The 12,533-nt window shown below is 39.0% G+C and carries 16 protein-coding genes, 4 tRNA genes and 1 riboswitch; of the genes, 12 read left to right on the plus strand and 8 right to left on the minus strand.

Features of this window, described 5'->3' with window-relative positions; translation table 11 throughout:
• The first annotated feature begins 2 nt into the window (after positions 1-2).
• From lolB to panD, 10 genes are all read left to right on the plus strand, one after another.
• Positions 3-581 carry a lipoprotein insertase outer membrane protein LolB gene (lolB, locus tag MJX77_RS01360; RefSeq protein ID WP_003653326.1) on the plus strand — a complete coding sequence of 193 codons (579 nt, stop codon included), beginning with the start codon at positions 3-5 and terminating at the stop codon, positions 579-581.
• A gap of 18 nt (positions 582-599) precedes the next feature.
• A complete protein-coding gene (ispE, locus tag MJX77_RS01365) occupies positions 600-1,433 on the plus strand; it encodes a 4-(cytidine 5'-diphospho)-2-C-methyl-D-erythritol kinase (protein ID WP_151989109.1) in 834 nt (277 codons plus the stop codon).
• Positions 1,432-1,506: transfer RNA gene (locus MJX77_RS01370), tRNA-Gln, on the plus strand. The genes ispE and MJX77_RS01370 overlap by 2 nt, the downstream gene beginning before the upstream one ends.
• A 26-nt stretch (positions 1,507-1,532) precedes the next feature.
• Positions 1,533-1,607 (plus strand) — tRNA-Gln (locus MJX77_RS01375).
• A gap of 20 nt (positions 1,608-1,627) precedes the next feature.
• Positions 1,628-1,702, plus strand: a tRNA-Gln gene (locus tag MJX77_RS01380).
• A gap of 91 nt (positions 1,703-1,793) precedes the next feature.
• Positions 1,794-1,868 (plus strand) — tRNA-Gln (locus MJX77_RS01385).
• 36 nt (positions 1,869-1,904) lie between these two features.
• Positions 1,905-2,855, plus strand: coding sequence for a ribose-phosphate pyrophosphokinase (locus tag MJX77_RS01390; RefSeq protein WP_005303079.1), 951 nt, complete (start codon positions 1,905-1,907; stop codon positions 2,853-2,855).
• Positions 2,856-2,951: 96 nt separating this feature from the next.
• A complete protein-coding gene (gene rplY, locus MJX77_RS01395) occupies positions 2,952-3,248 on the plus strand; it encodes a 50S ribosomal protein L25 (RefSeq protein ID WP_004794199.1) in 297 nt (98 codons plus the stop codon).
• 20 nt (positions 3,249-3,268) lie between these two features.
• Positions 3,269-3,850 carry an aminoacyl-tRNA hydrolase gene (pth, locus tag MJX77_RS01400; RefSeq protein WP_252060392.1) on the plus strand — a complete coding sequence of 194 codons (582 nt, stop codon included), beginning with the start codon at positions 3,269-3,271 and terminating at the stop codon, positions 3,848-3,850.
• A 131-nt stretch (positions 3,851-3,981) separates the two neighbouring features.
• Entirely contained in the window at positions 3,982-4,362 is a 381-nt protein-coding gene (panD, locus tag MJX77_RS01405) for an aspartate 1-decarboxylase (protein ID WP_252060393.1), read from the plus strand.
• A gap of 55 nt (positions 4,363-4,417) precedes the next feature.
• Here the strand turns inward: panD and MJX77_RS01410 are convergent, their stop codons facing one another.
• Positions 4,418-4,969: a GDYXXLXY domain-containing protein gene (locus tag MJX77_RS01410; protein WP_252060394.1), complete on the minus strand. Its 552-nt coding sequence runs from the start codon at positions 4,967-4,969 to the stop codon at positions 4,418-4,420.
• A complete protein-coding gene (locus tag MJX77_RS01415) occupies positions 4,966-6,756 on the minus strand; it encodes a DUF2157 domain-containing protein (RefSeq protein ID WP_252060395.1) in 1,791 nt (596 codons plus the stop codon). Before MJX77_RS01415 ends, MJX77_RS01410 begins: the two co-directional genes overlap by 4 nt.
• A 176-nt stretch (positions 6,757-6,932) precedes the next feature.
• A riboswitch (FMN riboswitch) is annotated at positions 6,933-7,083 on the plus strand.
• A gap of 90 nt (positions 7,084-7,173) precedes the next feature.
• Here MJX77_RS01415 and ribB point away from each other — a divergent pair.
• Positions 7,174-7,833 carry a 3,4-dihydroxy-2-butanone-4-phosphate synthase gene (ribB, locus tag MJX77_RS01420; protein ID WP_111855962.1) on the plus strand — a complete coding sequence of 220 codons (660 nt, stop codon included), beginning with the start codon at positions 7,174-7,176 and terminating at the stop codon, positions 7,831-7,833.
• 59 nt (positions 7,834-7,892) lie between these two features.
• Here ribB and MJX77_RS01425 read toward each other — a convergent pair whose 3' ends face one another.
• Positions 7,893-8,567 carry an HAD-IA family hydrolase gene (locus MJX77_RS01425; protein ID WP_151989106.1) on the minus strand — a complete coding sequence of 225 codons (675 nt, stop codon included), beginning with the start codon at positions 8,565-8,567 and terminating at the stop codon, positions 7,893-7,895.
• A 97-nt stretch (positions 8,568-8,664) separates the two neighbouring features.
• Here MJX77_RS01425 and MJX77_RS01430 point away from each other — a divergent pair, with 97 nt between their 5' ends.
• Entirely contained in the window at positions 8,665-9,432 is a 768-nt protein-coding gene (locus tag MJX77_RS01430; protein ID WP_252060396.1) for a hydroxymethylpyrimidine/phosphomethylpyrimidine kinase, read from the plus strand.
• 42 nt (positions 9,433-9,474) lie between these two features.
• Here the strand turns inward: MJX77_RS01430 and lysM are convergent, their stop codons facing one another.
• The 5 genes from lysM to rpmF form a co-directional block, all read right to left on the minus strand.
• Positions 9,475-9,948 (minus strand): peptidoglycan-binding protein LysM, encoded by a 474-nt coding sequence (gene lysM / locus MJX77_RS01435; protein WP_005303067.1) that lies wholly within the window; start codon positions 9,946-9,948, stop codon positions 9,475-9,477.
• 185 nt (positions 9,949-10,133) lie between these two features.
• On the minus strand, positions 10,134-10,370 hold the full coding sequence (acpP, locus tag MJX77_RS01440; RefSeq protein WP_004641570.1) for an acyl carrier protein: 237 nt from the start codon (positions 10,368-10,370) through the stop codon (positions 10,134-10,136).
• Between the two features lie 83 nt (positions 10,371-10,453).
• Positions 10,454-11,188: a 3-oxoacyl-ACP reductase FabG gene (gene fabG / locus MJX77_RS01445; protein WP_092709241.1), complete on the minus strand. Its 735-nt coding sequence runs from the start codon at positions 11,186-11,188 to the stop codon at positions 10,454-10,456.
• Complete coding sequence (gene fabD, locus MJX77_RS01450; RefSeq protein WP_005303062.1) at positions 11,185-12,171, minus strand: ACP S-malonyltransferase; 987 nt, start codon at positions 12,169-12,171, stop codon at positions 11,185-11,187. Before fabD ends, fabG begins: the two co-directional genes overlap by 4 nt.
• A gap of 151 nt (positions 12,172-12,322) precedes the next feature.
• Positions 12,323-12,508 carry a 50S ribosomal protein L32 gene (rpmF, locus tag MJX77_RS01455; protein ID WP_000290730.1) on the minus strand — a complete coding sequence of 62 codons (186 nt, stop codon included), beginning with the start codon at positions 12,506-12,508 and terminating at the stop codon, positions 12,323-12,325.
• Positions 12,509-12,533: the final 25 nt, after the last annotated feature.

A 12,533-nucleotide genomic window follows, 5' to 3' on the forward strand; every position in this document is an offset into this window, starting at 1 on the left:
ATATGAGCAAATTTGCCCAACTGTGCACAGCGATCTGTGGATCAAGTGTATTATTTCTAACCGGTTGTCAGCATTTTACTCAACCAAAACCTGCGGTTACCCAGCAAGTTCAAGATGAAAAACACTTTAATTTACAAGGTAAAATCGGTGTTCGCACACCACAGCAAACCGGTAGTGCTTTTTTCACATGGGTTCAACAACAAGATAATTTTGATATTGAATTAAGCGGTATTTTAGGCGTAGGAAAAACCCAAATTCAAGGCAAACCCGGTGAAGTGAAGTTAAATAGTGCGAAAACTGGATTAATTACTGCTGCCTCTCCAGAAGAGCTTTTAGAGCGTGCAACTGGTTGGCAAGCACCAATTACTCATTTAACGAGTTGGATTTTAGCCAAACCCGCAACTCTAAGTGCTCAAATCAGTAAAGATAATGAAAATCGTGTAAACCAACTGATTGAAGATGGTTGGACAGTTAATTTTAGCTATGATGGCGAACAAACTTTGCCAAATAAACTGGTTTTAAAGCAAGCCCTTGCTGAAGATAAAGAAAACCGTATTACAATGGTCATCCAAAACCGCTAAGTCTAATTATATAAATCTATGATTCGAGTTCCTTCTCCAGCTAAGCTCAACCTGTTTTTGCATATTACAGGCCGACGCGAAAATGGTTATCATGAGTTACAAACCATTTTCCAACTTATTGATTTATATGACTGGATGATATTTACGCCGACTTTGGATGAACAAATCGAAATTGATGGATTGAGTGAAGTCAGACCTGAAGAAAACCTGATTTATCGGGCTGCTCAAATACTAAGACCGCATGCAAAAAAATTCTGCGGTTTACACATCAAAATTGAAAAAAATATTCCAATGGGTGCAGGTCTGGGCGGAGGTTCATCCAATGCTGCCACAACCCTGATTGTATTAAATCAATTATGGGAATGTGGACTAAATCAAGAACAACTTGCAGACTATGGCGTTAAGCTTGGTGCAGATGTTCCTATTTTTATTTATGGTAAAAATGCATGGGCTGAAGGTATTGGTGAACATTTATCATTCATAGACTTAGATCAAAAACAGTTCATTATTTTAAAACCTGATTGTTTTATCAGCACTCAATTGCTTTTTTCACAAAAAACATTGACAAGAGACTCTAAGACCACTAAATTTTGCGCCTATCAGTTAGAACCTTCTAATTTTGGAAATAACTTTGAGCCATTAGCTCGACAGTTATACCCTGAAGTAGAAGAAGCAATGCGATATTTAGACCAGTTTGGTCAAGCAAAGCTTACAGGTACAGGTGCTTGTGTTTTTATTGAAGTAACGAATGAAATGAATATTGATGAAATTCTTAACCATTCACCTTGTAAATCTTACTTGGTAAATAGTTTAAAAGAATCTCCTCTTAATCATTTTAAGGTTACACGTTAGGGGCGTCGCCAAGTGGTAAGGCACCGGGTTTTGATCTCGGCATCCGTTGGTTCGAATCCAGCCGCCCCTGCCAACCTCACCTGTAATGATGATTATATTAGGGGCGTCGCCAAGTGGTAAGGCACCGGGTTTTGATCTCGGCATCCGTTGGTTCGAATCCAGCCGCCCCTGCCATCATATATATCATCGAATTTAGGGGCGTCGCCAAGTGGTAAGGCACCGGGTTTTGATCTCGGCATCCGTTGGTTCGAATCCAGCCGCCCCTGCCATTCTCTTATTTTAAAGACAGACTTAATTGCTATGCTTTTTGTTGATTAATCTTGACATTGTATTGCAAAAATATTAAAGTTCTGCCGCATTAGGGGCGTCGCCAAGTGGTAAGGCACCGGGTTTTGATCTCGGCATCCGTTGGTTCGAATCCAGCCGCCCCTGCCATCTATTTAATTACATACCAACCGCCAAGGGTGCTTCATGCCCAATCTTGTCGTTTTTAGTGGAAATGCTCATCCACAGTTCGCTCAAAAAGTCGTAAGTCACTTACATATCCCTCTAGGTGCTGCATCAGTCGGTCACTTTTCTGATGGAGAAATTTCAGTAGAAATTACTGAAAATGTTCGTGGTAAAGACGTATTTATCGTTCAGCCTACTTGTGCCCCTACCAATGATAACCTTATGGAAATCTTGGTTATGGCAGACGCTTTGCGTCGTGCAAGTGCTGGTCGTATTACCGCTGTTATCCCTTATTTTGGTTATGCTCGCCAAGACCGTCGTCCACGTTCTGCACGTGTACCGATTACAGCTAAAGTTGTTGCAGACATGCTTACCACTGTTGGTATTGATCGTGTCGTAATGATTGACTTACATGCTGACCAAATTCAGGGTTTCTTCGATATTCCAGTCGACAACATCTACGGTACTCCTGCTTTGCTTGCTGACTTACGTCAACAACAGCATGACAACCTTATGGTGGTTTCTCCTGACGTTGGTGGTGTAGTACGTGCTCGTGCCGTTGCCAAACAGATGGGTGACATCGATTTAGCAATTATTGACAAACGTCGTCAAAAAGCCAATGAGTCGCAAGTTATGCACTTAATTGGTGACGTAAAAGATCGTGATTGCGTTATCGTAGATGACATGGTTGATACTGCCGGTACATTGTGCAAAGCAGCTGATGCGCTTAAGCAATTTGGTGCACGTCGTGTAGTTGCATACGCAACTCACCCTGTACTTTCTGGCAAGGCTATTGAAAACTTACGTAATTCAGTTATTGATGAATTGGTTGTCACTGACACCATTCCTCTTTCTGATGAAGCATTAACCTTGGGCAAAATCCGTCAGGTTTCTGTTGCTAGCATGGTTGCTGAAACGATTCGTCGTATTAATAACGAAGAATCTATCAGTGCGATGTTCGATAGTTTATAATACCGCAGCTTTTATGAACCCTGGCCTTGGCTGGGGTTTTCTATCACTAAACTGGTCGCAAGTTTAGTATATTTAAACTTTAATGAGGATTTACTCATGGCAAACTTCGTATTAAACGCTCAAGCGCGTGCTGAAGACAAACAAGGGAAAGGTGCGAGCCGCCGCCTTCGTCACGAAGCATTAATTCCAGCTATCATTTATGGTGGCAATGCTGAGCCTGTAGCTATTACTTTAGAACTTCGTGAGCTTGTAAAAGCTTTAGAAAACAATGCTTTCTTTGAAGAAGTTGTAGAAATCAAAGTGGGCGACAAAGTTGAAAACGTTAAAATCCAAGCGTTACAACGTCACCCATCTAAAAACACTCCTATGCACGCTGACTTCAAACGCGCATAAGTGTTGAAAGGCGTAGATTAGTGTCAAATATTTCGCTAATTGTTGGTTTGGGCAATCCTGGTTCAGAATATGCCCAAACCCGCCATAATGCAGGCTTTTGGTTCATTGAACAGCTTGCTAATAAATATGGCATTACATTAAAAAATGATCCGAAATTTCACGGAATCAGTGGACGTGGTAATATAGAAGGACACGATGTCCGTCTACTTCTACCCACTACATTTATGAACCGTTCTGGACAAAGTGTAGTTCCATTTGCAAAATTTTATCAAATTGCTCCCGAAGCAATTTTAATTGCTCATGATGAACTTGATATGAACCCTGGTGTAATTCGTCTTAAAACAGGCGGTGGACATGGTGGTCATAACGGTTTACGTGACATTGTCCCTCATATTGGTCCAAATTTTCATCGTTTACGTATTGGTATCGGACATCCTGGCTCAAAAGAAAGAGTTTCAGGCCACGTACTTGGAAAAGCACCAAGTAGTGAACAAAGTCTGATGGATGCAGCAATTGATCATGCCATTTCTAAAGTGAAACTACTTGTTCAAGGACAAGTTCCACAGGCCATGAATCAAATTAATGCATATAAACCCACTTAAATTGTTGAACAATCATGCTTGCTATCTTGCTTTTTTAGGAGCAAAATGCGCATCAGCCACTTTGCCAACCGCAAAAGCTAAAGATTTCACCATAAGATCTACATCTTAGGTCTACTCAGGAGACGCTAGCCATGCTATCTCGTTTATTAAAATGCAAAATTCACCGTGCAGTTGTAACCCATGCTGAACTTCACTATGAAGGTTCTTGTGCAATTGATGGCGTATTGATGGACTTAGCTGGTATTCGTGAATATGAAGAAATTCATGTTTGGAATGTAACCAATGGCAAACGCTTCACGACTTATGCGATTCGTGGTGAAGATAGCTCTGGAATTATTTCAGTAAACGGCGGTGCTGCACATCAAGCAGACGTTGGTGATCTCGTCATTATTGCTACATTTGGTGATTTTACTGAAGCTGAAGCAAACATTCATAAACCACGTTTGGTCTATGCAAACCCAAATAATACAGTCAACCACACAGCGAATTGTATCCCTGTCCAAGTTGCCTAATTTCTTCTAAGAATAAAAAAGCCCGCATTGACGGGCTTTTATAATTTTATAAATCCTAAATTGTTCCATCCCACCAATTCTTTTGCTGTTTGCAATTCAATGGTTGAAGCCCCTCTCCTCGCAAATCAAACAGAATCGCCTCTCCTTTTGTATTTACCTTAAATTCAGCATACTTTGCTTTCTGATAGCATTGAGCTAGACCTTCGGCAAACAAGAAACTTCGTGAAGCGGGATATAAAGCCTGTGAACGATTTTCAGGATTTTTTAAAATTAAACTTTGCCCAGCAAATGAATTGTTAATATCTAAAATTGTACGAACTACTCGATTTTGTGAATCCAAAATAACTTTTGCTTGAACAGAAGAATGATTAAAAATTACCTGATCTAGAGCCTCACTCTCACTTCCTGCAAGAGCTTTAAGAGATTGTAAATTTAACTCATAAGCCAGTGCCATATAGTCACCTTGTAAAATTGAACGAGGATCGACTGGTCTAAGTTCAATAAAAATACTTTTACTATGATGCAGATGCCATTCGTTTTTTGCCACTAATCCTACAAAGATTAATAGGGTGACTAATGCAAGAATAAGAGAAAAATACTTTTTCATTTTTTCTCTCCTTCAACTTCAACAAGATCATCTTTATTTTCACGATGAAGTAACCATGACAGAGCCAAGAGAACAGCACCAGAAATAAAAATTGAGGCACTCTTGGCTAGAAAAGTTATTTGTAAGTTGTAGTAGAGCTGCCAGAACACTAAAACTAATACAGTCAAGCTAACTCCATAAACTATATAATCTTTCTTTTTTAATGCCCACGTTAAAATAATGAACAGGATAAAAATTTCAAAATAGCCAAGTGTAATAAGCAATATGCCAAAAATTAAAAAGGCAAAAAAAGTGACTCCATGAAGTTGTCTATATAAACGAAAAATACCAAAACATAGCAACCATATGCTAGGTAGCAAATACAAAACCCATAGCTGCTGACCTATCGAACTCTCTGGAATTAAACCAATAAAAGCATCAAAAAAAGAAGCTACTAGAATTACTACAAGCACACATAAAAAAATACTACGCTCATATAACGCTATTGATTCACTCTTAGGCAACAGCACCAAACTAAAAACCAAGTAACTGAGCAAAGTTAAATTTAAATAAGTCTGATTAGAATGTATTGACCACAATGAATGGTCTACTTGTAGCAAGTAGATAAAAGCGATGCCATATGTAGCAAGCATTTGAATTAAAATGAAGAACCAATGCGGTTTAAGGAAATAACTGATACATAGAATAAAAATCTGCGCAATTAAAACCCATAGAATTTGATCTGTTTCTGAACCAAGATGAAATAAGAAAGCAGTCTGTCCACTGATAAATAAACAATAAGCAAATTGTCGAAAGAAATAGCTTTGTGATTTCTTTAAAAGAATAAAAGCTAGTCCAACAAAAATAATTCCAATAACTAAAGAAATAGCCTCCCAAAACACCAGCGTAAAAGCTGCAAGTGCTAGACCTGCAAGCCAAGCACCAATTGCCAATGGAATGACATAAAAGCGGCTTTGACGAAAAATTTTTATTAAAAGATAACTAATCAGTGCAAACCAAATAAAAATAATGCCCGCAATTAATAAAAAGATAAATTCATTAGAATCTTTAAATAAGTTATTAATCCCATCTACGAGCCATATTGTTGCTGTCACACCAAGAACAGCAGCCATTAAGCTGGCACATAACTGATCATCTTTTTTGAAGAAATAATAAAAAGCGATGAGTCCTGAAAAGAAAGCCGAGATCAGATAAGGAATATTTTCATTCGATAAATATTGGATCATTCCAATGATTGAAATAACTGTAAACCAAGTGATAAAAAAAAATCTTAAAGCGCGATACTTCTTTATACACACCCCAAACTCGACAAGGCTTAATAAATTTAGAGCGAACAGATATAAATATGGAAACTTTTCTGACCAAAAAGTCTGTTTAAAAAATAAAAAAAGTGTGAGCTGGCTGGTTATACAAATTAGACCAAAAATTCCAATATTCGGTCGATATAGCCACGGTAGTAAAAGCAATGTCCAAATTAAAAAAAGCAAATAACTGTCTGCATCAGTTTGATAAACCTGTCCGATAACGGCCAAGCTTAAGCCTATCATCAAGCCACAAATACTGTGTAAGGTCTGCCTAACACCTTCAGTTAAGGTATCTTTTACACTGAACCATGCTGTCACAAGTAATATAAGGGGCGGGATAGCGAGTTGAATGCTATCTGGAAGCATCAACCAATTAGCAGCAATTAAATAAAGAATACTTACCGCCATAAATACATAACTGAAAATATGGAGATGCTGAATAAATGAGCTATTTGTTAGAGGATAATAGTCTCTTATCTGCATGAAACACCTATTTTATTTATAATTTTCTATAAAAAACATAGCATTCCATTTTCATATCAACAAGTAAGCTCTTGTTAAAAAGCCTAATTCTGTTTATGAAAATACTTATTCATAAAGAGACTTAGCATTCTATAAAAGCATCTAGCCAATTTTATCAAGCGCGCTATAATAAAACCCATCGCTTCAGGGCGGGGTGTAATTCCCCACCGGTGGTAAAGTTAATTTTTATAAATAGATTAACAAGCCCACGAGCTTAAATTGTGTAATTTGAGCAGATTTGGTGAAACTCCAAAGCCGACGGTATAGTCCGGATGAAAGAAGACGACGAACTGGGATAAATCCGTTTTATTTCAGTGCCAGCCTGTTTTTACATCAGTCCTGAAATGTTCAACCGTATTTTTACGAGAGCGTTTCATTATGTCTAGCTTAATTCAACCAGAACTTTTTTTCTCAGCCCTCTCTCCTGCTGAGCAGCGCATTCAACAAGCATTAGAAGATATCCGTCAAGGCAAACCTGTCTTGGTTATGGATGACTTTGACCGTGAAAATGAAGCTGATCTCATTGTTGCAGCCGAAACGTTAACGGTAGAAACAATGGCACGCATGATTCGTGATGGCTCGGGTATCGTATGTTTATGCCTTACAGAAGAGCTAGCAGACCATCTAGAACTACCACCAATGGTTTCTCAAAACTCGAGCCAGTTTCATACCGCTTTCACAGTAACCATTGAAGCTGCTCAAGGTGTTACTACAGGTGTTTCCGCTAAAGACCGTGTTACTACCATTCAAACTGCAATTAAAGATGGTGCTGTTGCAAGCGATCTTAATCGTCCAGGTCACGTTTTTCCATTACGTGCTCGTAATGGTGGAGTGCTTACTCGACGTGGTCATACTGAAGGAACAATTGATCTCGCAAGATTAGCCGGTTTAAAACCTGCTGGTGTGTTATGTGAATTGACTAACCCAGATGGCACCATGGCATCAGGTATTCAAGTTTTAGCATATGCCCAAACGCATCACTTAACTGTGATTACAATTGAAGAACTTGTTCAATACCGTCAACAACACGGTGTTTAAATAAAAAAGGGTTTGGCTTTATATCAAAGCCAAACCTTTAAATTAAAACTTACTTATATTTAAGAAACTTTCTTTTGTGCTGCCACTTCTTCAACATAATCCAAAAGTTCAGAGAATTGATTAATCATTGCTTTTGGCTGTGCTTGAGCAAGTTCCTCTGCTGTTCCATAACCATAAGTTACTGCGACTGCCTCAATACCGTTATGACGTGCACCTAAAACATCATATTGACGGTCACCTACCATTAAGCATTCTTCTGAGCTTAGTTGCTCATGTTCAAGAATATAATGAATAAGTTCAGCTTTATTGGTGCGCTCACCTGTCAATTCACTGCCATAAATATGTACAAAATATTGGCTTAATTCAAAATGATCTAAAATACGTTTTGCATAAATCGTTGGTTTCGCAGTGGCAACAAATAAACGATACCCTTCCTCTTTTAACGCTTTAAGTGTCTGCACAACAGAAGGATATACTTCATTTTCAAATAAACCAATCACAGAGAAACGTTCACGATAAGCAAGCAGAGCTTGTTCAGCTAACGCATCATCTTGAGTAGCCAACAATTTTGCGAGTGAAGGTTTTAAGGGTGGGCCAATGGTCCAGTCAATATTTAAATCGGCAGCCAATGGATAGCCTAGTTTTTCCATTGCATAGCGAATTGAAGTATGGATACCAACTTTTGGGTCTGTTAGGGTTCCATCTAAATCAATCAAAATATGTTTTATAGCCATTCAATCACTAACCCAGTAAAGTATTTAATTCAATTGGTCGAGAGTTTAATCAAACTCTCTTATACTAACGTAAATTTAAATTGAAAAGGAAATAACCGTGCGTCCAACCGTACTTTGTTTCTCGGGTTTAGACCCTTCAGGTGGTGCAGGTTTACAAGCTGATATTGAAGCGATTGGACAAAGTGGTGCTCATGCAGCAATTGCATGTACAGCGCTTACCATTCAGAACTCACAACAAGTATTTGGCTTCGAAGCGACCTCAAAAGAACTCTTATTAGCTCAAGCCAATGCCGTTGTTGGTGATTTACCAATTAAATGCGTTAAGTCAGGCATGCTTGGCACTACAGATAATATTGCTGCTCTAGCTGAATTTCTTCGCGCACACCCTGACTATCAATATGTACTTGATCCTGTTTTAGTGGCAAACAGCGGTGGTTCTTTAGGTGATCAAGCGACTCTTGTTAAAGCATTTGTTGAGCTTATTCCCCTAGCCACTATTATTACTCCCAACACAGTCGAATTACGTGCATTAACAGGTATTGATGACTTAGACCAAGCAACCAAAAAACTTTTTGAAATGGGTGCTAAAGCTGTATTAGTTAAAGGTGGGCACGAAGATACACCAGATCATATTAAAAATAGTTTATATATTAATGGTGAACTTGCAGCGAGTAGTAGTTGCCCCCGTCTTGAAGGCGAATATCATGGATCAGGTTGTTCTTTAGCTAGTTTTATTGCTGGTCGTTTAGCTTTAGGTGATTCTTTGAAAATTGCAGTTCAGCATGCTGAAACATGGTTATTCGGTGTTTTAAAGAATGCTGACACTCCAGTGCCAAATGGGCAAAAAATACCAAAAAGATTCTAGAAAGAAAAAAGGCGCCAAAAGCGCCTTTTTTATTACTCTCAATTATTGAGGAATACGTAAAACCTGTCCAGGGAAGATCTCATCTGGATCTTTTAACATTGGTTTATTTGCTTCAAAGATTTTTGGATACTGATTTGCATCACCGTAAAATTCTTTCGCAATTTTTGAAAGATTGTCACCAGATTTCACTGTATAGAACTTACTTTCTGGTTCAGGAGTTGCAACAGTCATCTGGTCATCTACTTGTGCCACATGATCAATGTTTCCAACAATAAGAATAATTTTTTCTTTATCTGCTTGGCTTTTTACCTGCCCTTTAATAATTGCAGTATCTGTAGCACCATTATAGGTTACAGATAAGCCCTCTACCCCTAAGCCTAAACTTTTAATTAAACCTAATAATTTATTTGCAACTTCTTGTGCAGAAGGTTCTGCTGGTGTTGCCGGAGCTGGTTGTGGTTCTGCAGGAGCGGTATTTTTCTTACCAATACCTTTTACAAAATCAAAAAGACCCATCTTTTAGTCCTCATATTATTGTTTATAGTAAAGTCATTAAACTGACCTTTATTGTTATACTTCAAAAAAGTTATGCCTCTGCTATCAATTGAGGTTGATCTTGTAAAAATATGTATCTCTTAAATTTTTTCTCCAATAAAAAAAGCCACCTTACGGTGGCCTTCTTTTATTCAGCAATATGCGAATTAACCAAGTTTTTTAGTTACATAGTCAATTGCAGATTGAACTGTAGTGATTTCGTTTGAATCTTCATCAGGGATAGTGATGTCGAAGTCGTTTTCGAAAGACATTACAAGTTCAACTAAATCTAAAGAGTCAGCACCTAAGTCATCCATAAAAGATGCTTCGTTTTTAATTTCTTCAGCTTTAAGACCAAGTTGTTCTGCAACTGCTTGCTTAACGCGTAGTTCGATATCGCTCACAGGAATTCTCCTCATTGCTCGTGGCGTTTGATTTGCCACTAGTTTAATTGAATATAAAAATTTTTAAAAGTTATACATCAGCCCTAGGCCATGTATAAACCACCATTTACATGTAATACCGTACCGGTAATGTAACCTGCTTTATCACTTGCAAGGAAACTCACCGCATTTGCGATATCTTGTGGCTCACCTAAGCGATTTAAAGCCACTTGATCACTCATTTTTTTGCGAATTTCTTCACTAAGTGCATCTGTCATTTCTGTTGCGATGAAACCTGGTGCCACACTGTTCACAGTGATTTGGCGGCTACCCATCTCTTTTGCAAGACTACGGCTAAACGCTTCAATACCTGCTTTTGCAGCAGAGTAGTTCGCCTGACCTGGGTTTGCAAAATGTGCAACAACAGAACTAATATTAATAATGCGGCCAAAGCGCGCTTTTGTCATACCTTTAAGCACACGTTTAGATAAACGATATACAGCTTTAAGGTGAATGTTGAGAATGTCATCCCAATCATCTTCTGACATGCGTAGCAATAGATTGTCTTTCGTGATACCCGCATTATTAACCAAAACAAGCACAGGGCCATAGTTCTGTTCAATATGAGAAACGACTGCTTCAATCTCATCGAGATTACGCACATCGAGAGCTAAACCTGCACCTTGCTCACCAAAGCTTTCACTTAACTTTTGTGCACCAGATTCAGATGTCGCAGTACCTACAACAAAATAACCGTCTTGAATAAGTTGCTGGGCAATTGCAGCGCCAATGCCCCGACTCGCGCCCGTTACTAATGCAACTTTGCGTTCTTGTGTCATGCAATTTTTCCTTCTGCCACTAAAACAGCATTTAGGGCATCTTCCATTTTACTCTTGCTATCAATCGCAAAAGCTTTTTCTATATTTGGTAAACGCTTCGCGAGATTACTCAATACTGTACCAGGGCCACACTCAACAACGTAGTGAATACCTTGGTCTTGTAAGAACTGCATCGTGTCTGTCCATTGTACAGATTGGTACAATTGAGCAGTCAACGCCTGACGCAATTGAGCAACATCGGTAGCTATTCCCGCGTTGACATTTTGTATTACAGGTATGGTAGGCAGCTCAATGGCAGTTTGTTCCAAAGCTTCTGCAAATTTTTCAGCAGCAGGCTTCATCAATGAACAATGCGAAGGAACTGACACAGGTAAAGCAATTGCCTTAGCAGATTGCTCTTTTGCCAAAGCCATTACTTGTTGTACAGATGCTGTACTTCCGGCAATTACGACTTGGCCTTGTGAATTATAGTTTGCAGCTTCTACTGAGCCTTGACCTTCTGCATTCACGATTTGGCAAAGTTCAACCACTTTTTCATCAGCCAAACCAAGGATTGCAGCCATAGCTCCTTCCCCTTGAGGAACAGCGCTTTGCATGAGTTTGCCACGCAAATTCACGAGTTTCACTGCATCTGCCAAACTCATAGATCCTGCAGCAACCAAAGCGCTGTATTCACCTAGAGAATGTCCTGCAAGGTACTTAGGTGCCAGACCACCTAAATCAAGCCATACACGCCATAAAGCGATACTGGCAGTTAATAACACAGGTTGGGTATTTTCTGTTTGGTTGAGACCTTCACCACTTTGCGCAATATGCCACAGATCAAATCCAAGTGCATCTGAAGCTTCCGCAAAGGTTTGCCCAACCCCACTAAACTGTTCTGCTAGTTCAGCAAGCATACCGACTTTTTGTGAACCTTGACCTGGAAACACAAACGCAGTTTTTGTGGCTAAAGCTACTTGTTCAAGACGTTTAGCAGACATAAGAAATCCTTTTTTGGGTTTTCACTCATTTCTGGAGCGGAAATTTAACATGTTATTTATATTTTTATAATTGCGAAAAACAACAAAAAAAGGGAGCTTTCGCTCCCATTTTTTCTATACTTAAGCATCACGCTTAATGCATATCATACAATTATTCAGCATCAGCTGCTTTAGCGAATAATTGACGACCACGGTAGAAACCGTCTTTAGTCACGTGGTGACGACGATGAGTTTCACCAGTTGCTTGGTCTACTGTTAATGCATTCTCGGTTAAAGCGTCATGTGAACGGCGCATGTCACGGCGAGAGCGACTTTTACGGTTTTGCTGAACGGCCATGATGGCTCCTTACAAAGATCGAAAA

Origin of the sequence: Acinetobacter sp. AHP123 (assembly GCF_023757925.1) — a bacterium.
GTDB lineage: Bacteria > Pseudomonadota > Gammaproteobacteria > Pseudomonadales > Moraxellaceae > Acinetobacter > Acinetobacter oleivorans.